The sequence below is a fragment of the Streptomyces shenzhenensis genome (assembly GCF_003688995.1).
Taxonomy (GTDB): Bacteria; Actinomycetota; Actinomycetes; order Streptomycetales; family Streptomycetaceae; genus Streptomyces; species Streptomyces shenzhenensis_A.
Genome location: NZ_PENI01000017.1, coordinates 130,709 through 152,695 on the forward strand (window position 1 = coordinate 130,709; position 21,987 = coordinate 152,695).

Genomic DNA, 21,987 nt, shown 5'->3' on the forward strand with positions numbered 1-21,987 from the left:
CTGGTGCATATCGTTGTACCGCGGACGTCGAGTTCGTCGCCGAGGTCCTACGCCGTCCGGACGAGGGTGGACTTCGGCACCGACATCGACCTGACCGGAACGGTGGTCGACCTCACCCTCAGGACGGACGAGTTCCCGCTGGACTAGGACGATCCCGACGCGCCGGTCACGAGGGGGACCAGTTCCATGAGGCTGGCGATGCGCCAGTCGGCTGCCACGACGGTGTCCGGTGCGTCGGCCCACAGATGCCCCCATGGTCCGCGCCTCAGATGGGCCACCTTGAGCCCGGCGTCCTTCGCGGGGAACACGTCGTTCACCGGGTGGTCGCCGACATAGAGGGTCCGCTCGGCAGGTGACCCGGCCATGCCCAGGACCCGTTCGAAGAACGCGCGCTGCGGCTTGGCGACACCCCACTCCTCCGAGGTGGCGATGGCGTCCGCCGGAAGATTCAGGCCACGCAGGAGCCGGCCCGCACGGGCGGACTGGTTGCCGGCGATGACCACGCGCACTCCGTTCTGCCGGAGCGCGGCGAGCGCGGGGCGCACCTCCTCGTAGAGGTCCGACTCACCGAGGAACTCGCCACGGCCGGCCGCTTCGCGCGCCCGGTGCTCCGCGGCCACGTCGATGCCGGGGCGGACGAGTCGCAGCGCCTCGGTGTTGTCCAGGCCCTGGGCCACGACGGCTCCGACGAGCGCGGACAGGGTATGCCGGGGGACCCCGAGCCAGTCGGCCCAGGACGCCCAGTACCGGTCGTCCCGGGTGATGGTCTCGCCGATGTCGAGCACAACGGTGTCAATCACGTCCGGTGAGCCTACGGGGCGATACGGCCGACGGGCCGCTGATCCGGCCGAGGACGGGTTGTCCATGCGCTTGCATCGAGCGCACTCCAAGTCGTTGGCTGGGGGACCATGAGGTACACGCAGCTAGGACGCACGGGTCTCAAGGTCAGCCGACTCGTCCTCGGCACCATGAACTTCGGCCCGCTGACGGATGAAGCGGACAGTCACGCGATCATGGACGTGGCGCTGGACGCGGGCATCAACTTCTTCGACACCGCGAACGTCTACGGGTGGGGTGAGAACAAGGGCCGAACCGAGGAGATCATCGGGAACTGGTTCGCGAAGGGCGGCGAGCGGCGCGACAAGGTGGTGCTCGCCACCAAGGTGTACGGCAACATGGCCGGGGACGGCGACGCCTGGCCCAACCACGACAAGCTCTCCGCGGTGAACATCCGGCGGGCGGTGGACGCCAGCCTCAAGCGGCTGCAGACCGACCACATCGACCTGTACCAGTTCCACCACGTCGACCGCAGCACCCCCTTCGAGGAGATCTGGCAGGCGATCGACGTCCTCGTCCAGCAGGGCAAGATCCTCTACGTCGGGTCAAGCAACTTCCCCGGCTACAAGATCGCCCAGGCCAACGAGATCGCCGAGCGGCGGGGCGGGACCATCGGCCTGGTCAGCGAGCAGTGTCTGTACAACCTCGCCGAGCGCCGCGCCGAGATGGAGATCATCCCGGCCGCGCAGGAGTACGGCCTGGGCGTCATCCCGTGGTCGCCGCTGCAGGGCGGGCTGCTCGGCGGCGTGCTCAAGAAGCAGGCGGAGGGCGGCAGGCGGGCCTCGGGCCGGGCGGCGGAGACCCTCGCCAACACCGCCGCGCGGGCGCAGATCCAGGCGTACGAGGACCTGCTCGACAAGCACGGCGTCGACCCGGGCGAGACCGCTCTGGCCTGGCTGCTGACCCGGCCCGGCGTGACCGGCCCGATCGTCGGCCCGCGCACCGCCGAGCAGCTGGAGTCGGCCCTGCGGGCCGTGGAGCTGGAGCTGTCCCAGGAGCTGCTGGACGGGCTGGACGAGATCTTCCCCGGCCCGGGCCCCTCCCCGGAGGCCTTCGCCTGGTAGCCGACCAGAAGCAGGCCCCGGATGGGCAACGGCGGGCGGCCGGCCGCGCCATACGGCCGACCGCCCGCCGAACCAGCGCCCTAAAGGGGCGCAAGGCTGTATCAATATGCGGCTCCGCCGCGATGGGGGTCCCCTGTTCGAGCGAAGCCGAGAACTTGAGGGAGCGACCGACCGCAGCCACCATGGCAGCCCACGCGCCGGGCAGCGCCCTGAAGGGGCGCGAGGCTGTATCGATATGCGGCTCCGCCGCGCGGGCGCGACCAGCCACAACGGCGCCGCAGCCAACCGCCACCGTTGCAGGCAACGTGCCGGACAGCGCCCTGAAGGGGCGCGGGGAACTGCGCGACCAGCCACGATGGTGCCGCAGCCAACCGACGACACATCGCGGCAGCCCCAGCAGAACGCTCAGCAGCCGACCGCCGCCACCGAGGCAGGCCGCGTGCCGGACAGCGCCCTGAAGGCGCGCGGGGCTGTATCGATATGCGGCTCCGCCGCGCGGGCGCGACCAGCCACAACGGCGCCGCAGCCAACCGACGACACATCGCGGCAGCCCCAGCGGAGCGCCTAGCGACCGACCGCCGCCGCCAACGCCACCACGACAAACATCAACACAAGCGCACCGGCCATGATCCGGTTCCGGGTTTTCGGGTCCACGTGTCCGAGGTTAACCGGCGCCGCCGAGCGCCCAGCGGGCGACCGACTCGTAACGGGGCTGCTCGCCGGGGACCCCGGACCTCGGCAGGTTGCTGCGCACCAGGGCGAGGCCGGCCACGGTCCAGGTGCGGCTCGTGAAGGCGGCGAGAGCCTGGACGTACGGCCGGGTGTCCACCGCGTCCCGGCTGCGGGCCACGGTCAGGTGGGCCGTGTAGCGCCGGTGCTCCCCCATCGGCACGCCCGCTCTGCGCCCCGCAGCCTCCGCCCGCCCGGCCAGCCGGCGCAGCGCCTCCAGGTCGCCCGCGGCGCCCGTCCACAGGGCCCGCCCGTGGCCGAACTGCCCACCGCCGCAGAGCGCGAGCGGGAAGGGGTCGCTGCGCCGGGCCGCGCGCGCCAGGCGGGCCGACAGGTCCGGTACGAGCGCGTCGTCGACCTCGCTGTAGAAGGCGAGGGTGAGGTGCCAGCCGGGGCGGCCGGTCCAGCGCAGCCCGTCCGCGCCGGGCAGCTGCCGCAACCGGGCGATCTCGGCGGCGAGTTCGCCGGCGACGTCCTCAGGGGGCAGCACGGCGGCGAAGAGTCTCATGACCCCACCTTCCCAGAGGCGCGGGCCGGGGCATCATGACGGACATGGAGCGGAGCGGGAAGATCACGATCAGGGCGGCGGGTACCGCCGGCGTCGCGGTACGTCGCCGAGGGCGCCCCGTTCATCGCCGGGTACGAGGGGGTCCCGGCGGCCACGCTCACCCTCACCGACGCGCCCGCGCCCCATCTGCGGCCCGCGAACGAGCCCGAGCGCTACGAGCGCAACGGCTTCACGCCGACCGAGTCCTTCACGGTCGGCGAGCACGCCCGGCCGGGACAGGTGCCGGCCCGCAGGGTGTGACCCGGGACGGGTGCCGCCCCGGCTCACCCCCCGCGGGAGGTCAGACCTCCGCCAGCTCCGGCTCGGGTTCCGGCTCGCGCCGTACGAACCGGACGTGCGGATGGCCGTGGTGCCAGCCCACCGACAGCCGCAGTCCGCCGATGCGGGCCAGGACCAGGCCGATGGCGGCGGCGGCCACAGCCGAGACGACGCCGCCGACGGCGAAGCCGGCCCGGGGGCCGTAGGCGTCGGTGATCCAGCCGACGACGGGGGCGCCCAGCGGCGCGCCGCCCATGAAGACCATCATGAACAGGGCCATCACCCGGCCGCGCATCGCCGGGTCGGTGGCCATCTGGACCGCGGTGTTCGCGGTCACGTTGACCGTCAGGCCGAAGATCCCGATCGGGACCATGAGCAGCGCGAACAGCCAGTAGGAGGGAGCGAACGCGGCGACGGTCTCCAGGGTGCCGAAGGCCACCGCGGCGGCGATCAGGATCCGCAGCCGTGCGGTACCCCGGCGGGCGGCGAGCAGCGCGCCCGCCACCGAGCCGACCGCCATCAGGGTGTTGAAGAGGCTGTAGGCGCCGGCGCCGGCGTGGAAGACGTCGTCCGCGTAGGCCGACAGCCAGACCGGGAAGTTGAAGCCGAAGGTGCCGATGAAGCCGACCAGGACGATCGGCCAGGTCAGCTCGGGACGGCCGGCGACATAGCGCAGGCCCTCGCGCAGCTGGCCCTTGCCGCGTGGCGTCGGCTCTACGACGTGCAGCTCACGTCCGCGCATCAGCAGCAGTCCGGCGATGGGGGCGACGAAGGACAGGCCGTTGAACAGGAACGCCCAGCCGGTGCCGACGCCGGTGATCAGGACGCCCGCGACGGCGGGGCCGACCAGCCGGGCCGACTGGAAGTTCGCGGAGTTCAGGCTGACCGCGTTCTGCAGCTGGTCCGGGCCGACCATCTCGGAGACGAAGGACTGGCGGGCCGGGTTGTCGACGACCGTGGCGAGTCCGACGGCGAAGGCGGCGAGGTAGACGTGCCACACCTGGACGTGGCCGGTGAGGGTCAGTGCGGCGAGCGCGAGGCCGGTGACGGCCATCGACGTCTGGGTGACGAGGAGGGCGGGCCGCTTGGGCAGCCGGTCGACGAGGACACCGCCGTAGAGGCCGAACAGGAGCATCGGCAGGAACTGGAGGGCCGTCGTGACGCCGACGGCGGTGGAGGAGCCGGTGAGGCTGAGCACCAGCCAGTCCTGGGCGATGCGCTGCATCCAGGTGCCGGTGTTGGAGACGACCTGGCCGAGGAAGAAGAGCCGGTAGTTCCTGATCCTCAGCGAACTGAACATCGAGGACCGGGCGGCGCGGGGGGTGGTGGAAGTGGTCGGTGCGGGGGCGGAAGCTGCTCCGGATCCCGTACTCAAAGGGGTTCGCCTCCTCTTATTCCGGTTATTCCGGTTGTTCGCCTCCGGGCGCTGTCAGCCGGTGTCGAGAGGCCGGGCGTGCTCGCCCTCCCGATACCGGCGCGCCCTACGGCTCACTCCTCTGACAACGGCTTCTCACAGGTGTGCGAGCTTCTCCAGTACGGGGGCGGCGGCGCGGAGTTTCGCCCACTCGTCCTCGTCGAGGCCGTCGACCAGGCCGGCCAGGAACGCGTTGCGCTTGCGGCGGCTCTCCTCGAGCATCGCCTCGGCCTGCTCGGTCCTGGTGACGACCTTCTGGCGCCGGTCCTCGGGGTGCGGCTCCAGCCGGACCAGTCCCTTGGCTTCGAGCAGCGCCACGATGCGGGTCATCGACGGCGGCTGGACGTGCTCCTTGCGGGCGAGTTCGCCCGGGGTGGCCTGACCGCAGATGGAGAGAGTGCCGAGCACCGACATCTCGGTGGGGCTCAGCGACTCGTCGACCCGCTGGTGCTTGAGCCGACGGGACAGCCGCATCACGGCGGAGCGCAGGGAGTTCACGGCGGCGGCATCGTCGCCATGGGTGAGGTCCGACATGTTTGTTAGAGTAACTCATTACTCTCGCTAAAGACCACTCCGGGTGCGCAGGATGCCCGTGACTCCGGCCACGAATTCCAGACCTCACTCATATGGGTGATGTGGATGCGGAACGTGACACACCACATGGACGGCTGCCGCGACCCTCGTCTCCATGGGGACCAGTGTGCTCAGCCTGCGGATAGACCACGACCTGCTCGAACGGCTCCGGCACCACGCCGCCCGAAGAGGAATGAGCGTCCAGGACTATGTGGTCCGGACGCTCATTCGGGACGACTTCGACGAGCGGTTCCAGACCGCCGTCGAGGAGACGGAGAAGTTCTACGGGGTCACGTGAGCGGGGGCCACGCGACCCCGGCTCAGGTCAGGCCGAGGGCCGGCATCAGGTAGTAGAAGGCGAAGACCGCGGAGACGACGTACATCGGTACGGGGATCTCCCGAGCGCGGCCGGCCGCGAGGCGCAGCACCACGAAGGTGATGAAGCCCATGCCGATGCCGTTGGTGATCGAGTAGGTGAACGGCATCATCAGCATGGTGACGAAGGCCGGGATCGCGATCGTGTAGTCGGACCAGTCGATCTCCTTGACCGAGCCCGCCAGGATCAGGAAGCCGACCGCGAGCAGCGCCGGGGTGGCCGCCTGGGACGGCACCATCGTGGCGACCGGCGTCAGGAACAGGGCCAGCGCGAACAGCGCGCCGGTGACGAGGTTGGCGAAGCCGGTGCGGGCCCCCTCGCCGACGCCGGCCGTGGACTCCACGAAGCAGGTGGTGGCCGAGGAGGAGCTGGCGCCGCCGGCGGCGACGGCGATGCCGTCCACGAAGAGAACCTTGTTGATGCCGGGCAGCTGCCCCTGGGCGTCGGTCAGCCTGGCCTCGTCGCCGACGCCCATGATCGTGCCCATGGCGTCGAAGAAGCAGGACAGCAGGACGGTGAAGACGAAGAGGACGCCGGTCAGGACGCCGACCTTGTCGAACCCGCCGAAGAGGCTGACCTTGCCGAGCAGCCCGAAGTCCGGGGTGGCGACCGGGTTGCCGGGCCACTTCGGGGTGGTCAGGCCCCAGGAGGGCACGGTGGCGACGGCGTTGATGATCAGCGCGAGCACGGTCATCGAGACGATCGAGATGAGGATCGCCCCGGAGACCTTGCGCACGAGCAGCACCAGGGTGAGCAGCGCGCCGAGCACGAAGACGAGGACCGGCCAGCCGTCGAGGTGCCCGTCGCCGCCGAGCTGGAGCGGGACGGTGGTGTGGGCGGCGTCCGGGATGCGGCTGACGAAACCGGAGTCGACGAGCCCGATCAGCATGATGAACAGGCCGATGCCGATGGAGATGGACTTGCGCAGGCCGTGGGGCACGGCGTTCATGACGCGCTCGCGCAGTCCGGTGGCGACGAGCAGCATGACGACGAAGCCGGCCAGGACGACCATGCCCATGGCGTCGGGCCAGGACATCCGGGGCGCGAGCTGGAGCGCGACGACGGAGTTCACCCCGAGGCCGGCGGCGAGCGCGATCGGCACATTGCCGATGACGCCCATCAGCAGGGTGGTGAAGGCGGCCGTCACAGCGGTGGCCGTCACCAGCTGGCCGTGATCGAGCTGATGCCCGTACATGTCCTTCGCGCTGCTGAGGATGATCGGGTTCAGCACGATGATGTACGCCATCGCAAAGAACGTGGCGAAGCCGCCACGGACCTCGCGCGCCAGGGTGCTGCCGCGCTCGGAGATCTTGAAGTAGCGGTCGAGGGCGCCGAAGACGGGCGCCCCGCCCGGCTGATCCGGGGCGGGAACCTTGGCGGGTGCCGAGGTGGACATGCGAGACCTCATCACCAACGGGATTCCCCGCGTTGGAGTTTCATACGAACAGAAGCGGCCAGAGACAAACCGTTTCAGTATGAATGTATAAGGTCGAGATGGCTATCTCCGCGCGTAGACCACCGGGGCGGCAGGCGTCGGCGCCGGGCCTCGTAAGCTGTGCGCATGGCCGCTCTCTCTTCGGGATCCCCCAAGCACGAGGCACCGGAGCCCCTGGAAGGCCCCGTCGTCGCCACCATCACCGGCGGCACGATCGTCTGGTTCGTCCTCTTCCTCGTCCAGCTCCCCTTCTACGGCTGGTTCGACGAGCACGGCCACACCTGGTGGCTGTGGACCTGCCTGGCCGGCGGCGGCCTGGGCCTGATCGGCATCTGGTACGTCCGCAAGCGGGACGCGGCGCTCAAGCGGGCGGCGGCCGACCGAACGGCCGGGCATCCGACGACGACGGAATGACGCGGAGGGCGGGGCCCGTACTACCACCGCACGACCCGTCTCCTCCCCAGGTCGGATCTTCTGTCCACTCGGCGGGTGAAGCGGTAGAACCGCACGTACCGTCGATGGCATGACGCACATCGACGCGGGCGCCGAAGTCGGCCCTGTGCAGCCGGTACCCGTCCCGTCGACCCCCGCGACCGGTCTGACCGCCGCCGACGTCGCCGAGCGAGTCGCCCGCGGCCAGGTCAACGACGTCCCGGTCCGCTCCAGCCGATCCCTCGCCGAGATCGTCCGGGCGAACGTCTTCACCCGCTTCAACGCGATCATCGGCGTCCTGTGGCTGGTCATGCTGGCCGTCGCGCCGATCCAGGACAGTCTCTTCGGCTTTGTGATCCTCGCCAACACCGGCATCGGCATCATCCAGGAATGGCGCGCGAAGAAGACCCTCGACTCGCTCGCCGTGATCGGCGAGGCCCGGCCGACCGTCCGCCGCGACGGCGCCGCCGTCGAGGTCAGCACCTCCGAACTCGTCCTCGACGACCTCATCGAGACCGGGCCCGGGGACAAGATCGTCGTGGACGGCGTGTGCGCCGAGTCCGACGGTCTGGAGATCGACGAGTCGCTGCTCACCGGCGAGGCCGACCCCGTCGTCAAGCACCCCGGCGACCGGGTCATGTCCGGCAGCTTCGTCGTCGCCGGCGGCGGCGCCTTCGTCGCCACCAAGGTCGGCCGCGAGGCCTACGCCGCCCAGCTCGCCGAGGAGGCGTCCCGCTTCACCCTCGTCCACTCCGAGCTGCGCACCGGCATCTCCACCATCCTCAAGTACGTGACCTGGATGATGGTCCCGGCCGCCATCGGCCTGGTGATCACCCAGCTCGTCGTCAAGGACAACAACCTGAAGGACGCCGTCGCCCGCACCGTCGGCGGCATCGTCCCGATGGTCCCGGAGGGACTGGTCCTGCTCACCTCCGTCGCCTTCGCGATCGGCGTGATCCGGCTCGGCCGCAAGCAGTGCCTCGTCCAGGAGCTGCCGGCCATCGAGGGCCTCGCCCGCATCGACACCGTCTGCCTCGACAAGACCGGCACGCTCACCGAGGGCGGCATGGACATCACCGAGCTGCGCCCGCTCGGCGGCAGCGACGAGACGTACGTACGCAAGGTCCTCGGCGCGCTCGGCGAGTCGGACCCCCGGCCCAACGCCTCCCTCCAGGCGATCATCGACGCCTACCCGGACAGCGAGGAGTGGCGCTGCGTGGAGTCGCTGCCCTTCTCCTCCGCCCGCAAGTACAGCGGCGCCACCTTCAGCGAGGGCGACGGCGAGAACAGCACCTGGCTGCTCGGCGCCCCGGACGTGCTGCTCACCGACGGCGACCCGGCCCTGGCCGAGACCGAGCGGCTCAACGAACAGGGGCTGCGGGTCCTGCTGCTCGCCCGCGCCGTCCGCGACCTGGACGACGCCGACGTCGCCAAGGGCGCCCACGCCAGCGCCCTGGTCGTCCTGGAGCAGCGGCTGCGCCCCGACGCCGCCGACACCCTGCGCTACTTCGCCGACCAGAACGTCCGCGCCAAGGTCATCTCCGGCGACAACGCGGTGTCGGTCGGGGCGGTCGCCGCCAAGCTGGGGCTGAACGGCTCGGCGGTGGACGCGCGCCGGCTGCCCGTCGAGCGGACCGAGATGGCGGACGCGCTCGACAAGGCGACCGTCTTCGGCCGGGTCACCCCGCAGCAGAAGCGGGACATGGTCGGCGCGCTCCAGTCCCGCGGGCACACGGTCGCGATGACCGGCGACGGTGTGAACGACGTCCTGGCCCTCAAGGACGCCGACATCGGCGTCTCGATGGGCTCCGGCTCCGAGGCCACCCGCGCGGTCGCCCAGATCGTGCTGCTCAACAACAGCTTCGCCACGCTGCCGTCGGTGGTCGCCGAGGGCCGCCGGGTCATCGGCAACATCACCCGGGTGGCCACGCTGTTCCTGGTGAAGACCGTCTACTCGGTGCTGCTTGCCCTGCTGGTGGTGTGCTGGCAGGTCGAGTACCCCTTCCTGCCCCGGCATCTGACCCTGCTGTCCACGCTGACCATCGGCGTCCCGGCCTTCTTCCTGGCGCTCGCCCCCAACACGGAGCGCGCGCGGCCCCACTTCGTACGGCGGGTGATGCGCTACTCGATCCCGGGCGGGGTGGTGGCCGGCGTCGCCACCTTCGTGACGTATCTGATCGCCCGGCACCAGTACACGGGCCCGGACGCGCTGCCCGCGCAGACGAGCGCGGCCACCCTCACGCTGTTCCTGATCTCCATGTGGGTGCTGGCGATCATCGCCCGCCCCTACACCTGGTGGCGGGTGGCCCTGGTCGCCGCGATGGGCGTGGCCTTCCTCTTCGTCCTGGCCGTGCCCGCCCTGCAGAGCTTCTTCGCCCTGAAGCTGGTCGGGGTCACGATGCCGTGGACGGCGGTGGGCATCGCCGTGATCGGAGCGGCGGCCCTGGAGCTCCTCTGGAAATGGGTCGACCGCCGCTTCCCGGTCTAGACGTACGGCGATGCCCGGCGGCTTCCGCGCGGGTGCCGGTCGTCTTGGCGGAGGGCAGGTGGAAACGTTTCGGCCCCGGGATCTTCCCGGGGCCGAAGTGCGTGTCGACTGCCGTGCCGGTTACTTCACGTCGACGAAGTCACCCGCGGCGTTGACCGCCGGCGTGGTCGAGGTGCCCGCGAAGCTGTAGCGGTAGTAGCCGTCGACCGTGGCCTTGGTCGTGGTCTTCAGGTTGCCGGTCGAGTTCGTCTTGATGGTCTTCAGCGTGGTGTAGGTGCTGGAGCTCTTCTTGCGGAACTGGAGCTTGACCGACTGGCCGGCGTAGCCGTGGTACTTGCCGTCGTCCCAGCTGGCCCGGGACAGCTTGCCGGTGACCGTGAGGGTCTTGCCCTTCTTGACCGGCTCCGGCGAGGCGTCGACGGTCAGCTTGGAGTAGCGCTGGAGCCTGGTGGTGGCCAGGGCGTCCTGCTCGGCGTAACCGACCTTGCTCAGGTCGATGTCGTCGGAGGTCGGGTCCTGGTCGTTGAAGTCGAGCGCGTGGCCGATCGCCTTCCAGCTGGTGGCGTCCGCGTTGGTCAGCTCGAAGTCCGGGTAGACGTCGATGGTGCCCTTGCAGGTGGCCTTGGTCGCCGAGCTGTCGACGCAGGTCGGCCAGTCGTCGCCGATCAGGATGTTCTTCGGGTCGGTGTACGAGCCGCGGTAGATCTCGACGTCCAGCACGAAGTCGGGCGCGTTGAGGTCGATGTCGGCGGCGTGCGTGACGGTGTAGGTGACCGGCACCCGGACCTTGTTGGTGGTCCCGACGACGATCGGCTTGCCCTTGTTGATCTTCACATTGGAGAAGGAGAGGTCCAGCGCGTAGGGCACGCCGGTGTCCTGGGCGCCCGCGGTGCTGAACGCGGACTTGCCGGCGGCGGCCCGGTGGGCGGCCTGTGCGGCCTTCACGACGTCGTCGCGGTCGTACGAGGAGCCGCCGGCGGCGTGCGCCGCCGGAACGGCGAGGGCGGACAGGGCCAGGGCACCGGTGACGGCGGCCACGGTGGCACGAATGCGCATGCGTTCCCCTGCATGGAGAGAGGGGCCCCGCCGGCGGTCGTCGCACACGGCTCGTCGCCACGGGGCCCAGTGATCGTGGAGTCTGTTGACTCAGATGATCTGATCCACGACGACAGGCGATGGTTGTACGGAAACCGAGGAAAATGTGCGCGACTTGCCAAGGTCGCGGCGCCGCGCCCGGCCCGCCCGAACGGCACGGCTGCCACCGGCCACGGCGGAACGCACCCGCGGACGCACGGCCCGGCCACATCCGGTGGGCCCACCCAGGGACACGGCTCCCTGCCCCGCGCGGCCCGACCGCATCCGGCCCGGGCCGGGCCGCCGGAAGCCAGAGCGACCCGGCAACCACACGTCGGCATGGGACGGTTGCCGGAGGCCAGGGTGGAGCGATCGGTGTGCGGGTTCAGTCGAACCAGCGGTCGCGGGCCAGTTCCTCCGTGCGGGACGGGTCCTCCAGCAGGGCCGCGACCTCGAAGCGGCGCGGCCACTGGCCGGCCGCCCAGGCGAGTCCGGCGGCGACGCCCTCCAGGGTCGCGGCGTGCAGGACGCCGTCGGCCGTCAGCCGCCAGTCGATCTCGACGCCGTCGACGACGAGTTCCTCGTGCTCGACATAGCTGCCGGGGGTGCGCGGGCCGAGCAGCACCCGCACCGCGTCCGGCACCCCGTGCTCGGTGCCCGCCGAGTCCACCCGCCCGGTGACGGACTCGCTCAGCCGCCGCACCTGGAAGAGGTCCGCCAGCTCCGCGGCCCGGGCGGGCCGCACCGGCAGCAGCGGGACACCCGCGGTGAAGGGCAGCAGATCGGGCGAGTCGACGACCACGGTGTCGGCCGCGTCCACCACCTCGACCCGGCCGTCCACGACGGCCCGCAGCTCGTCCGGCAGGGTCACCTGGTCCGGGTCGAGCTCGGCCAGCGCGCCGTACAGCCCGTGCAGCTGGGCGGGGGTGACGGACCGCTCCGGGTCGGCGAGCCGGTCCAGCAGCTCGGCCGCCCCGCCCGGTTCGTCGAGCAGCGCGGCGACCGAGGTGCGCACGCCGAGGGCCCGCAGCACCTGCTCGTCCGCGAAACCGGTCGCGTCGGCCTCGTCGTACAGCCCGCGCAGCAGCGGATCGCCGCCCGCCGCGAGCAGCCCGGCGGGCCGCCGGCCGTCCAGCACCGGGTGCCCGCGCAGCCACCACGCCGTGTAGGGCCGTACCACCTCGTGGGTGCCGTCCGGCAGCAGGATGCGCACCGGCTGGGTGAGCGCGTCGCGCAGCGGCGGGCGGGCGAGCAGGGCCAGGGCCTCGGGCCAGTGGTCGTCGTCGACGAGGTCGAGGTCGCGCACGGCGACCAGTTCGGTGGCGACCGGCGGCACCGGGGTGTCCGGGAAGCGGTCGAGGACGTCCTCGCACCACACGTCCACGGCATCCAGCAGGCCCGCGTCGTCCGGTTCGGCGAAGTCGCCTTCGCGGGGCTCCAGTTCGTCCGGGTCGAGGACCACGTCGGTGGCCCGCACCAGCGCGAAGTCGGCCAGCACACCGCAGGCGGCCAGCGGCTGTTCACCCCACTTCTCCGCCAGTTCGGCGTCCACGGCGGCCAGTTCGTCCTCGCGGATGACCCGGGCGAACGGGCTGCCGGGCAGGACCAGTTCACCGGCGGGGGCGAGTTCGCCGTCCTCGTCGGGCAGCGCGAGAGCGCCCAGCCAGGGCTCGTCGCCGGGTTCCAGGCCCGCGTCCCGGACCAGGGCGAGGACGGTGTCCGCCAGTTCCTCGGCGTCCAGCGCGTCCTCCTCCCAGCCGGTGGCGCCCTCCTCGTCGAGGGAGGCGGCGACCGCGGCGCGCACCTGGGGCGTGGTCAGCACGGCGCGCGGGGTCGCGGGCAGCGCGCCGAGCTTCTCCAGGATCGGATGCGCGGCGTCCGGGTGCGCGACCTTCAGGCCGAGCCGGGCGAGCGTCCCCGGATCGATGCGGACGGCGTCCGGCGTGGGCAGCAGCACCTGCCGGGGGCCGATCGTGGTACGCCCCGCCCCTGCCCCGGCGCCGAAGCCCTGGGCGGGGCCCCCGGCGAGCGGGACGGGCAGTCCGGAGAGCCGGTCCGGGTCGACCCCGGCCAGGCTGTCGTACAGCCGCCGCCACCAGCCGGGCTCCCGCTCCAGCCCGGCCAGCCGGTCGATCGCGTCGGCGAGCGGCAGCCGGGCGATGCCCAACGTGCGCAGCTCCACGCGGCGTTCGAGGCCCGCGGGCAGCAGCGTGGGCAGCACCTCGGCGAGCACGTGCACGGTGTCGGCGCCCGCGCCCTCGGCGATCTCGGCGTCCCGGGGGCGCAGCGTCTCGGGAAGGTCCTCGGCGTCGTCCTCCTTGGCCTCGACGGCCGGGGGCAGGAACGCGGTGCGCGGGAGGCGCTCCAGGATCGCCTGGCGCAGCGCGCCGTCGAGTTCGCCCTTGCCGAGCGGCCCTGGCACCAGATCGATGATGCCCTCGGTCACCGGCCGCCAGCCGGCGAGGAGTTCGGTGTACGCGTCCGCCGCGCGCTGGACCAGGAAGCCGGTCAGCGGGCCCGGCGCGGCGTGCCGGCGGGTGGGGTCCAGCGGGAAGGAGGCGATCAGCAGCGCGGGGACGCCGAGGGGCTCGTCGCTGGGGGTCGGCGCGTGCACGACGGGCGCGGTGCGGGGGCGGGCCGGGGCGCCGTCGGGGCCCACGGGCACCGCCCAGGTGACCGACCAGTGCGGGCGCAGGCGTTCCTCGACCGGGCGGTCGGCGAGCAGACCGGGGGTGAGCGGGCCGTGCGCGGCGACGGTGCGCCAGCGGGTCGTGCCGTCCCGCGAGTCCGCCACGACCGTGCCGCCGCCGTCCGTGCTGCGGCGCAGGGTGCGCGGCTCGGCGCCGTCGATCTCGACGACGACCTCCGCCAGGCCGGGCAGGGCGAGCAGCAGGGCGTCGTCGACGGCGTGCAGGAGGCGTTCGGCGAGGTCGGCGGCGGCCGCGTCGCGCAGCGGCAGGATGACGACCGTGTCGTACGGGTCGGGGGCGGTGCCCTCGGCGGCGAACGGCAGGCGCAGCAGCGGCACATGCCCGTCGCGGCGCCGGATCTCGTCGCCGAGGCCGGGGCTGCGCCCGGCGGCGTCGGCGGCGAGTTCGCGGGCCTCGGCAAGCGACCAGCGGACGCCGCCGTGCCGGCCGACGACGGCGGGCTCGTCGGTGACGGAGAGCACGGCGGAGAAGCCGATGCCGAAGCGGCCGACAGCGCCGTGGCCCGCTCCGGTGTCGTCGGTGTCGTCGCGTTTGGCGGAGGCGCGGAGAGTGGCGAGCGATTCGACACCGGCCGCGTCGAGCGGGGCGCCGGTGTTGGCGGCGAACAGGACGCCGTCGCGGAGGGTGAGGCGGAGCCGGCCGCGCACCTGGGCGCGGGCCGCCGCGTCGGCGGCGTTCTGCGCCAGTTCGATCACGAGCCGGTCGCGGTAGCCGCCGAGGACCAAGTCCTCCTCCGCGTTGGCGTCCTCGCGGAAGCGGGCGGGACTGGTGGCCCAGGCGTCGAGGACACCGCGGCGCAGACGGGCCGTGCCGAAGGGGTCGGCGCCCTCGGCCGCGGGCCGCACGAACTTGCTCACGTTCACTCTCCTCGTCTGGGGTGACGACGAAGGTACCGCTCCTGCGGCACCGGGGTGCCGGGGCCGTCCGGGTGAACGGGGGACCCACGCCGCGGTGTGCTGCCAACGTAGCTCCGAGCGCCCGCACACGGCCCCCTGGCGGGCGTACGCGGGCGGTCCGGGCAGCGCGGCGAGCGGATGTGCGGGCCCGGCGGCGCGGGCACGCTCCGGCACGGGGGCGCCGCAGCGGCGCGGGCCCGCCGCGAAGCCGTAGGAGCACGTCCCGACACCGCGGACGCACCGCAGAGCCGCGAGCGCGCGACAGGCACGGGCCGGCGCCCCGGGAGCGGGCCTGGGCCCAGTCGCCGGACTCCCTCCCCAGCCTCCGGCCGGGCGGACGAGGAGGGAGCCCGGCGACAGGACCTAGGGTCTTTCGTTTGGATCAGGCCGGATCAGGGAGCGGGGTCTGGTGCCGTGGATCGCAAGGCGGAGGAGGGCGGCAGGGCGGAGCCCTGACAACCGACGACAACGCCGCGAGGCGCGGTGCCAGGGCCCGCGAGCCCGGCATGATCCAAACGAGAGGCCCTAGGAGTGGCCGAGTTCCGCCGTCGCCTCGTCGGTGATCGCCGGTACCGAACCGGAGTCCGGCGCCGGGCGCAGCGGGAAGGGATCCACCCGCGTCTCGTCGATCACCGGCGCCGCCGGCTGGGGGGGCTTGGGCATGACAGCCGCTTCGGAGTGGCCGCCGCAGCCGTAGGCCAGGGAGACCACGCGGCCGTCGGCCGGCGCGAACTCGTTCGCGCAGACGCCGAAGGCCTGGCCGAGGGAGCCGCCGAGGGGCAGCAGGAAGCCGCAGCTGACACAGGGCGCGGGCGCCGCCTGGGCCATCGGCGTCCCGGCGCCGAACGCCTCCTCCCAGCGATCGGCGGCCAGATGCAGGCCGTAGCGGGACAGGACCCGGGCGCGGCGCATGCCGAGTTCCTCCGCCACCGCGGCGATCGAGCCCCGGGACGGCGACGTCGGGAGTGTCGCGGGGGCGCCCGCCGTGACCTCCGCGTCCTCCGCCTCGGCCAGTTCCGCCATCTCCGCGGAGACGGCGGAGTGCACCGGTGGCTCCTCCTCGGCGGAGTAGCCCGGCTCCAGGCGCAGATCCTCGGACTCGGTGGGCAGGAGATCGCCGGGACCCAGGTCGCCCGGGCGCAGCCGCTCGCTCCACGGCACCCACTCGGGGGCGAGCAGCGCGTCGGGGCCGGGCAGCAGGACCGCCTCGTCGAGGGTGACCACCTTGGCGCGGGAGGCGCGGGCCACCGTCACCGCCCAGCGCCAGCCCCGGTAGCCCAGTTCCTTGCACTGGAAGAAGTGCGTGACAACACGGTCGCCCTCGGATACCAGTCCGGTGTGCTCGCCGACCACACCGGGCGCGGCCGCCTCCTCGGCTGCGGCGCGGGCGAGGTCGACGGCCTCGGCGCACAGGCGGTCGGGGGTGCGGCTTCGCGTTGTCGCTGCGCTCACAGGTATCGCTTCTCTCCTACGCCGTCTCACGGGTGCGCATGCCTGAAGGCGGTGGGGCGGACGGAGCGGACCTGTGGGCCGCATCGACGTCCGCGTCCGATCGCGCTCGGGCGCACCTCTGCCATCCATTCTGCGGGATGGCTGAGATACGCACGCTACCTGTTCATGTGCGCTCGGCCTACACCGACGGCCGCTTCACCGCCTCCCGGCGCCGTTTCCGGCCCGCCCGAAGCGGCCCGATCCGCTGTGACGTCACCGACTCGCGCGGCGACAAGTGCGCTACGAAAAGGATTCTCAGGGCACTATGAACGTCGTGGCAGCCGCGAGGTCGCCCCAGGGCACCGCCCGCGCCGGCGGGGTCAGGGGCAGCAGTCGAGGCGGCGGTGCGGGCCGGATGGGCACGGCCGTCCGCACGGTCGGCCGTGCCCTGCATCTCCCGGTGGCCGGCGCGGCCCGCGGGATCAGGCGGGCCACGCACGCGCACGGCGCCGGGGAGTCCGGGCTCGGAAAACTGATCGAACTGCACGCCGTCAACGGCGCCGGCGATGTGATGATCACCGTGGCGCTCGCCTCCACCGTGTTCTTCTCGGTGCCGACGGACGAGGCCCGCGGCCGGGTCGCGCTCTATCTGGCGATCACCATGGCCCCGTTCACGGTCCTCGCCCCGGTGATCGGCCCGCTGCTGGACCGGCTGCCGCACGGCCGGCGCGCCGCGATGGCTGCCGCGATGCTGGCCCGCGCCCTGCTGGCGCTGATCATCTCCGGGGCGGTGGCGAGCGGCAGCCTGCAGCTGTATCCCGCGGCCCTCGGCGTGCTCGTGGCGTCGAAGGCGTACGGCGTGGTCCGCAGCGCGGTCGTGCCCCGGCTGCTGCCGCCCCGCTTCTCACTGGTGAAGGCGAACTCCCGGGTCACCCTCGCCGGACTGCTGGCCACCGGGGTGGCCGCCCCGATCGCGGCGGGACTGCACGCCATCGGCGACCCCTGGCCGCTGTACGGCGCCTTCGTGATCTTCGGGGCGGGTACGTTCCTGTCGTTCTCGCTGCCGCGGAAGGTCGACTCCGCCAAGGGCGAGGACGTCGCGCTGCTCGCCGCCGACGCCGAGCATCTGCGCGGCCCGCGCCGCAACGGGGCCAGACGCCCGGGGCTGCGCACGGTCGGCCCGGCCGTCACCTACGCGCTGGGCGCGAACGCCGCCCTGCGCTGCCTCTCCGGCTTCCTGATCTTCTTCCTGGCCTTTCTGCTGCGCGAGCACCCGCTGACCGGCGAGAGCGCGGCGGTCTCGCTGGGGATAGTGGGCGTCGCGGCCGGCGCGGGCAACGCGCTCGGCACGGCGGTCGGGGCCTGGCTGCGCTCCCGGGCGCCGGAGATCATCATCGTGACCGTGGTCGCGGTGGCGCTGGGCACGGCGGTCGTCGCCGCGGTGTTCTTCGGCGCGTTCCTGGTGGCGTGCCTGGCCGCGGTCGCCGGGTTCGCGCAGGCGCTGGCCAAGCTGTCCCTGGACGCGCTGATCCAGCGGGACGTGCCGGAGCCGGTCCGCACCTCGGCGTTCGCACGGTCGGAGACGCTGCTGCAGATGGCATGGGTGTTCGGCGGCGCGGTCGGCATCGTGATGCCGCTCAACGGCGCCCTGGGCCTGGCCGTCGCCGCCGCCCTCGTCGCCGCCGGCTGGCTGACCACCCTGCGCGGCCTGCTCAGCGCGGCCCGGCACGGCGGGGCCACGCGGCCGCGAGTGGCGTAACGAACCGGGCACGCCGCCCCCCAGATGGGGGGTCCGGCAGGGGTGCCCGATAACCTTCGGCCATGACCATGCAATCCGCCTCGCGACGCCGCCGCGCCGTCGCCGCCGCCGGCGTCGTTCTCGCCGGACTGCTCGTCCTCACAGCCTGCGAAAAGCCGACCCCGATCGCGACGGTCACCGTCGGCACCAGCTCGGTCAACTCCGAAGCCACCTGCTACAACGACGGCAAGGCCCTGGACACGGCCGCCCTCGCGAACTGCCTCAAGGACACCGGCATCGAGTCCATCACGGTGGACCCGGACGAGACCGTCCGCTTCGGTGTCGACCCGGAGATCGCGGACAACGGCTGGACGATCCTGATGAACGGCCAGCCGCTCACCGACTCCAGCACCAAGACGTACCGCACCATCCCCGGCAGCGTCTTCTTCAACGCCCAGTACGGCGCCCAGGGCAACTCGACCCTGGTGTCGGTCAAGGAGGGCGACAAGACCGTCAAGGGCCTGTGGTCCTTCAAGCTCAAGAAGGCCTCCTGACCACGTCCGGGATGCGTTTCCTCGTGGCCACCGCGGTCCCCGCCGAGCGCGACGCGGTGGCACGAGCGCTCCCCGGCACCGCGCGCGAGGTGCGCCTGCCGGGCGGCACGCTCCACCAGGTCGCCGGCCCGCACACCTACGACCTGCTCGCCGCCGGCGTCGGCCCCGCCCGCGCCGCCGCCTCCACCGCCGCCGCCCTCACCGCCGCGGCCCTGGACGGCTCCCCGTACGCCCTCGTCGTCAGCGCCGGGATCGCCGGCGGCCTCCGGCCCGCCGCACCCGTCGGATCGCTCGTCGTCGCCGACGAGATCACCGCGGCCGACCTGGGCGCCGAGACCGCCGAGGGCTTTCTCCCGGTCACCGAACTCGGCTTCGGAACCGTCAGCCACCGTCCGCCGGAAACACTCGTACGAGAGGTCACCGCGGCGACCGGGGCACCCTCCGGCACCGTGCTCACCGTCTCGACCGTGACCGGGACCGAGACCCGCGCCGACGCGCTGCGCGCCCGCCACCCCCGGGCGCTGGCCGAGGCCATGGAAGGCTTCGGGGTGGCCGAGGCCGCCGCCGCACACCGGGTGCCCGTCCTCGAAGTACGCGCGGTGTCCAACCCCGTCGGCCCGCGCGACCGCGCCGCCTGGCGCGTCGGCGACGCCCTCGCGGCCCTCACCGAGGGCTTCGGGAAGCTCGCGCCCGCACTGGAGAGTTGGAACCCACATGAGCCCTGAGAGCCGACCGCTGCAGATCGCCTACTCCCCCTGCCCGAACGACACCTTCGTCTTCGACGCCCTCGCCCACGGCCGTGTCCCCGGCGCGCCCGCGCTCGACGTCACCTTCGCGGACATCGACATCACCAACGGCATGGCCGAACGCGGCGAGTTCGACGTGCTGAAGGTGTCGTACGCGGTGCTGCCGTACGTCCTCGACGCGTACGCGCTGCTGCCCTGCGGCGGCGCGCTGGGCCGGGGCTGCGGGCCGCTCGTGCTCACCCGGGAGGCGGACACGGACCTCACCGGCCGAACGGTGGCCGTGCCGAGCGAGCGGTCGACCGCCTATCTGCTGTTCCGGCTGTGGGCCGCGGACACCCTGCCGGGGGGCGTCGGGGAGATCGTCGTCATGCCGTTCCACGAGATCATGCCGGCCGTGCGGGACGGGAAGATCGACGCGGGGCTGGTGATCCACGAGGCGCGGTTCACCTATCAGAACTACGGGCTGCACAGACTCGCGGACATGGGCGAGCACTGGGAGGCCACGACCGGGCTGCCGATCCCGCTGGGCGCGATCGTCGCCAAGCGGTCGCTGGGCGCGGACACGCTGCGGCTGCTCGCCGAGTCGATCCATACGTCCGTGCACGCCGCCTGGGACGACCCTGAGGCCTCCCGGCCGTACGTCATGGAGCACGCCCAGGAGATGGACCCGGCCGTCGCCGACCAGCACATCGGGCTGTACGTCAACGAGTTCACGTCGAACCTCGGCGAGGACGGTTACGCGGCGGTCCGCGGCCTGCTCACCCGTGCGGCGGCCGAAGGGCTCGTCCCGCCCCTCGGCCCGACCGCGCTCGACTTCCCCTGACCGGGCGCGTCCCGGCGGGTGGGCTACACGTCCAGTTGGTCGGCGACCGCGCGCAGCAGACCGGCGATCTTCTTGCCGGAGGCCTTGTCGGGGTAACGGCCCTTCTCCAGCATCGGTGTGATGTTCTCGAGAAGGGTCGTCAGGTCCTGCACGATGGAGGCCAGCTCGTCCGGCTTCTTGCGCTGGGCCGCGGCGACCGACGGGGTCGGGTCGAGGATGACCACCGACAGGGCCTGGTCGCCCCGTTGACCGGCGACCACGCCGAACTCCACGCGCTGTCCCGGCTTGAGCGCATCGACTCCGGCGGGGAGAACCGAGGAGTGGACGAAGACGTCACCGCCGTCGTCACGGGAGAGAAAGCCGAAGCCCTTCTCACTGTTGAACCACTTGACTTTGCCGGTAGGCACGTCTGTCCTCGTCCTCGTACTCGTCGGAAAACTGCTTCTGAAAACGGCTCTTGATAGCACTCGGGCGGGTCTGTCCGTGACCCGCCGGTACCAAGGCTAATGGTCTTGGGGCGGGTGACAAGACGTTGCCCGGTTGTTCCTTCGCGCAGGGAACTACCCTGGTCCGGTGCGTGACAAAACCCAAGCGAATTCCGCCGCGCCCGGTGACGGACTCATCCGTGCCGGTGCCGTGGTCTTCTTCCTCGGTGCCGTGGCCACTCTCGTCACCGTGGCCCCGCTGTTCCTGGGCGCGAAGCCTTTTCCGACCTACATGTTCGGTCTGAGCATGCTCATGGGGGTCGGATTCCTCGTGGCCGGCGCGGGGGTCCTGCGATCGGCCGCGGCCGGCCGGCGTCAGGCGCGGGGCGCCTCGCGGTAGCCGGCCAGCCAGCGCGGGAAGGCGGACAGGTCGTCGAGGACGACGTCCGCGCCCGCGGTGTGCAGTTCCGCCGGGGCGCACGGGCCGGTGGCCACGGCCACGGAGAGGGCGCCGGCGGTGCGGGCGCCGCGTACGTCTCCGACGTGGTCGCCGACGTAGACGCTCGCGCTGTGTTCGCGCAGCGCCTCCGCCTTGCGCTCCGCCCACAGGTCGCCGACGACCGCGTCGGGCTCTATGCCGAGGTGGCTGAGGTGCAGCTTCGCGTTCGGCTCGTACTTCGCGGTGACCACGATCGCCCGGCCGCCTGACTCACGCACCGCCGCGATGGCCTCGCGGGCGCCGGGCATCGCGGGGGTCGCCGCGATGGCGATCGCCGGGTACATCTCGCGGTACAGGTCGGCCATCGGGGCGACCTGCTCGGCCGGGAACCAGTTGACCAGCTCGTCGGCGAGCGGCGGCCCGAGCCGGGTGATGGCCAGATCGGCGTCGATGTAGGTCCCCGTCCGCTCCGCCAGCGCCGTGTAGCAGGCGTGGATGCCGGGCCGGGAGTCGATCAGGGTCATGTCGAGGTCGAACCCGACGGTCAGCGCACGAGAACTCATATCCGCCATTGTGCCCACGCCCCCCTCCGGGGCCTCAGCAGGGTCCAACCGCCCCACCCGGGCGCACGGCAGCACAAGACGACGCCTTCCACCCGGGGCCCCACGGGATCCGCAGCGCATGACAAAGGGCAACACCTGTCCTCACACCGGAACCACGACCTCCCTCTCGCCGGCTCGGCAGCGGGCGGGGCGGGCCACCACGACCGACGTACCCGAGCGAAACGGGTCACGCCGGCGCTGCCGATGCAACCAGCTGCGCGGGCCGCCGCGCCCGGCACGCCGCCAGGGCATACGGCGGGACAAGGCATCGCCGTCCACCCGGGGTCCCACGGGATCCAGCGGCGGACGGCCCAGGCCGAGACCCGCCCCCGCTCCGGGGCAACCGGGCCGCCCCGCGCGGGCACTCCTCCAGG

Annotated in this window: 20 protein-coding genes; 10 read left to right on the forward strand and 10 right to left on the reverse strand. The window is 72.4% G+C overall.

Annotated elements, in window-relative coordinates:
• Nucleotides 1-3: 3 nt before the first annotated feature.
• Entirely contained in the window at nucleotides 4-147 is a 144-nt protein-coding gene (locus CTZ28_RS47190) for a hypothetical protein (protein WP_183154581.1), read from the forward strand.
• Here the strand turns inward: CTZ28_RS47190 and CTZ28_RS25270 are convergent.
• Nucleotides 144-800 (reverse strand): HAD family hydrolase, encoded by a 657-nt coding sequence (locus tag CTZ28_RS25270; protein ID WP_183154574.1) that lies wholly within the window; start codon nucleotides 798-800, stop codon nucleotides 144-146. The genes CTZ28_RS47190 and CTZ28_RS25270 overlap by 4 nt on opposite strands.
• A gap of 108 nt (nucleotides 801-908) precedes the next feature.
• Between CTZ28_RS25270 and CTZ28_RS25275 the strand changes: the two genes are divergently transcribed.
• A complete protein-coding gene (locus CTZ28_RS25275; RefSeq protein WP_121891981.1) occupies nucleotides 909-1,901 on the forward strand; it encodes an aldo/keto reductase in 993 nt (330 codons plus the stop codon).
• 664 nt (nucleotides 1,902-2,565) lie between these two features.
• Here the strand turns inward: CTZ28_RS25275 and thpR are convergent.
• From thpR to CTZ28_RS25290, 3 genes are all read right to left on the reverse strand, one after another.
• A complete protein-coding gene (gene thpR, locus CTZ28_RS25280; RefSeq protein ID WP_121891982.1) occupies nucleotides 2,566-3,138 on the reverse strand; it encodes an RNA 2',3'-cyclic phosphodiesterase in 573 nt (190 codons plus the stop codon).
• A 340-nt stretch (nucleotides 3,139-3,478) separates the two neighbouring features.
• Complete coding sequence (locus tag CTZ28_RS25285) at nucleotides 3,479-4,831, reverse strand: MFS transporter (protein ID WP_121891983.1); 1,353 nt, start codon at nucleotides 4,829-4,831, stop codon at nucleotides 3,479-3,481.
• Between the two features lie 135 nt (nucleotides 4,832-4,966).
• Nucleotides 4,967-5,404 carry a MarR family winged helix-turn-helix transcriptional regulator gene (locus CTZ28_RS25290; RefSeq protein WP_121891984.1) on the reverse strand — a complete coding sequence of 146 codons (438 nt, stop codon included), beginning with the start codon at nucleotides 5,402-5,404 and terminating at the stop codon, nucleotides 4,967-4,969.
• Nucleotides 5,405-5,558: 154 nt separating this feature from the next.
• Here CTZ28_RS25290 and CTZ28_RS25295 point away from each other — a divergent pair, with 154 nt between their 5' ends.
• Nucleotides 5,559-5,741, forward strand: coding sequence for a ribbon-helix-helix protein, CopG family (locus tag CTZ28_RS25295; protein WP_121891985.1), 183 nt, complete (start codon nucleotides 5,559-5,561; stop codon nucleotides 5,739-5,741).
• Between the two features lie 22 nt (nucleotides 5,742-5,763).
• On the opposite strand, the gene CTZ28_RS25300 is transcribed toward CTZ28_RS25295, so the two are convergent.
• Complete coding sequence (locus tag CTZ28_RS25300; protein ID WP_121891986.1) at nucleotides 5,764-7,215, reverse strand: NCS2 family permease; 1,452 nt, start codon at nucleotides 7,213-7,215, stop codon at nucleotides 5,764-5,766.
• Nucleotides 7,216-7,380: 165 nt separating this feature from the next.
• On the opposite strand from CTZ28_RS25300, the gene CTZ28_RS25305 reads away from it, so the two are divergent.
• Both CTZ28_RS25305 and CTZ28_RS25310 read left to right on the forward strand, forming a co-directional pair.
• Nucleotides 7,381-7,668 (forward strand): DUF2530 domain-containing protein, encoded by a 288-nt coding sequence (locus CTZ28_RS25305; protein ID WP_121891987.1) that lies wholly within the window; start codon nucleotides 7,381-7,383, stop codon nucleotides 7,666-7,668.
• A 109-nt stretch (nucleotides 7,669-7,777) separates the two neighbouring features.
• Nucleotides 7,778-10,174, forward strand: coding sequence for a cation-translocating P-type ATPase (locus CTZ28_RS25310; RefSeq protein ID WP_121891988.1), 2,397 nt, complete (start codon nucleotides 7,778-7,780; stop codon nucleotides 10,172-10,174).
• Nucleotides 10,175-10,294: 120 nt separating this feature from the next.
• Here CTZ28_RS25310 and CTZ28_RS25315 read toward each other — a convergent pair whose 3' ends face one another.
• The 3 genes from CTZ28_RS25315 to CTZ28_RS25325 form a co-directional block, all read right to left on the reverse strand.
• Complete coding sequence (locus CTZ28_RS25315) at nucleotides 10,295-11,230, reverse strand: hypothetical protein (protein ID WP_121891989.1); 936 nt, start codon at nucleotides 11,228-11,230, stop codon at nucleotides 10,295-10,297.
• Between the two features lie 403 nt (nucleotides 11,231-11,633).
• Nucleotides 11,634-14,816: a sacsin N-terminal ATP-binding-like domain-containing protein gene (locus CTZ28_RS25320; RefSeq protein WP_121892047.1), complete on the reverse strand. Its 3,183-nt coding sequence runs from the start codon at nucleotides 14,814-14,816 to the stop codon at nucleotides 11,634-11,636.
• A gap of 564 nt (nucleotides 14,817-15,380) precedes the next feature.
• The gene (locus CTZ28_RS25325; protein ID WP_121891990.1) at nucleotides 15,381-16,307 is read right to left on the reverse strand and encodes a DUF3027 domain-containing protein; all 927 of its coding nucleotides are present in this window, start codon (nucleotides 16,305-16,307) and stop codon (nucleotides 15,381-15,383) included.
• Between the two features lie 313 nt (nucleotides 16,308-16,620).
• Here CTZ28_RS25325 and CTZ28_RS25330 point away from each other — a divergent pair, with 313 nt between their 5' ends.
• The 4 genes from CTZ28_RS25330 to CTZ28_RS25345 all read left to right on the forward strand — a co-directional run bounded on the left by CTZ28_RS25330 (nucleotide 16,621) and on the right by CTZ28_RS25345 (nucleotide 20,147).
• On the forward strand, nucleotides 16,621-18,045 hold the full coding sequence (locus tag CTZ28_RS25330) for an MFS transporter (RefSeq protein ID WP_121892048.1): 1,425 nt from the start codon (nucleotides 16,621-16,623) through the stop codon (nucleotides 18,043-18,045).
• A gap of 62 nt (nucleotides 18,046-18,107) precedes the next feature.
• A complete protein-coding gene (locus tag CTZ28_RS25335; RefSeq protein WP_121891991.1) occupies nucleotides 18,108-18,578 on the forward strand; it encodes a DUF2771 domain-containing protein in 471 nt (156 codons plus the stop codon).
• 11 nt (nucleotides 18,579-18,589) lie between these two features.
• The gene (locus tag CTZ28_RS25340) at nucleotides 18,590-19,303 is read left to right on the forward strand and encodes a futalosine hydrolase (protein ID WP_121891992.1); all 714 of its coding nucleotides are present in this window, start codon (nucleotides 18,590-18,592) and stop codon (nucleotides 19,301-19,303) included.
• On the forward strand, nucleotides 19,293-20,147 hold the full coding sequence (locus CTZ28_RS25345; protein WP_121891993.1) for a 1,4-dihydroxy-6-naphtoate synthase: 855 nt from the start codon (nucleotides 19,293-19,295) through the stop codon (nucleotides 20,145-20,147). The genes CTZ28_RS25340 and CTZ28_RS25345 overlap by 11 nt, the downstream gene beginning before the upstream one ends.
• Before the next feature lie 23 nt (nucleotides 20,148-20,170).
• On the opposite strand, the gene CTZ28_RS49345 is transcribed toward CTZ28_RS25345, so the two are convergent.
• A complete protein-coding gene (locus CTZ28_RS49345; RefSeq protein WP_121891994.1) occupies nucleotides 20,171-20,554 on the reverse strand; it encodes a cold-shock protein in 384 nt (127 codons plus the stop codon).
• Between the two features lie 166 nt (nucleotides 20,555-20,720).
• On the opposite strand from CTZ28_RS49345, the gene CTZ28_RS25355 reads away from it, so the two are divergent.
• Nucleotides 20,721-20,972, forward strand: coding sequence for a hypothetical protein (locus tag CTZ28_RS25355; RefSeq protein ID WP_121891995.1), 252 nt, complete (start codon nucleotides 20,721-20,723; stop codon nucleotides 20,970-20,972).
• On the opposite strand, the gene CTZ28_RS25360 is transcribed toward CTZ28_RS25355, so the two are convergent.
• Complete coding sequence (locus CTZ28_RS25360; protein WP_121891996.1) at nucleotides 20,948-21,583, reverse strand: HAD family hydrolase; 636 nt, start codon at nucleotides 21,581-21,583, stop codon at nucleotides 20,948-20,950. The two genes, CTZ28_RS25355 and CTZ28_RS25360, sit on opposite strands and share 25 nt — an antisense overlap.
• Nucleotides 21,584-21,987 lie beyond the last annotated feature (404 nt).

Coding starts and splice junctions, on each gene's coding strand:
- CTZ28_RS25275 (WP_121891981.1), top strand. CDS start 909: ATGAGGTACACGCAGCTAGGACGCACGGGTCTCAAGGTCAGCCGACTC.
- thpR (WP_121891982.1), bottom strand. CDS start 3,138: ATGAGACTCTTCGCCGCCGTGCTGCCCCCTGAGGACGTCGCCGGCGAA.
- CTZ28_RS25290 (WP_121891984.1), bottom strand. CDS start 5,404: ATGTCGGACCTCACCCATGGCGACGATGCCGCCGCCGTGAACTCCCTG.
- CTZ28_RS25295 (WP_121891985.1), top strand. CDS start 5,559: ATGGGGACCAGTGTGCTCAGCCTGCGGATAGACCACGACCTGCTCGAA.
- CTZ28_RS25300 (WP_121891986.1), bottom strand. CDS start 7,215: ATGTCCACCTCGGCACCCGCCAAGGTTCCCGCCCCGGATCAGCCGGGC.
- CTZ28_RS25305 (WP_121891987.1), top strand. CDS start 7,381: ATGGCCGCTCTCTCTTCGGGATCCCCCAAGCACGAGGCACCGGAGCCC.
- CTZ28_RS25310 (WP_121891988.1), top strand. CDS start 7,778: ATGACGCACATCGACGCGGGCGCCGAAGTCGGCCCTGTGCAGCCGGTA.
- CTZ28_RS25315 (WP_121891989.1), bottom strand. CDS start 11,230: ATGCGCATTCGTGCCACCGTGGCCGCCGTCACCGGTGCCCTGGCCCTG.
- CTZ28_RS25335 (WP_121891991.1), top strand. CDS start 18,108: ATGACCATGCAATCCGCCTCGCGACGCCGCCGCGCCGTCGCCGCCGCC.
- CTZ28_RS25340 (WP_121891992.1), top strand. CDS start 18,590: ATGCGTTTCCTCGTGGCCACCGCGGTCCCCGCCGAGCGCGACGCGGTG.
- CTZ28_RS25345 (WP_121891993.1), top strand. CDS start 19,293: ATGAGCCCTGAGAGCCGACCGCTGCAGATCGCCTACTCCCCCTGCCCG.
- CTZ28_RS25360 (WP_121891996.1), bottom strand. CDS start 21,583: ATGGCGGATATGAGTTCTCGTGCGCTGACCGTCGGGTTCGACCTCGAC.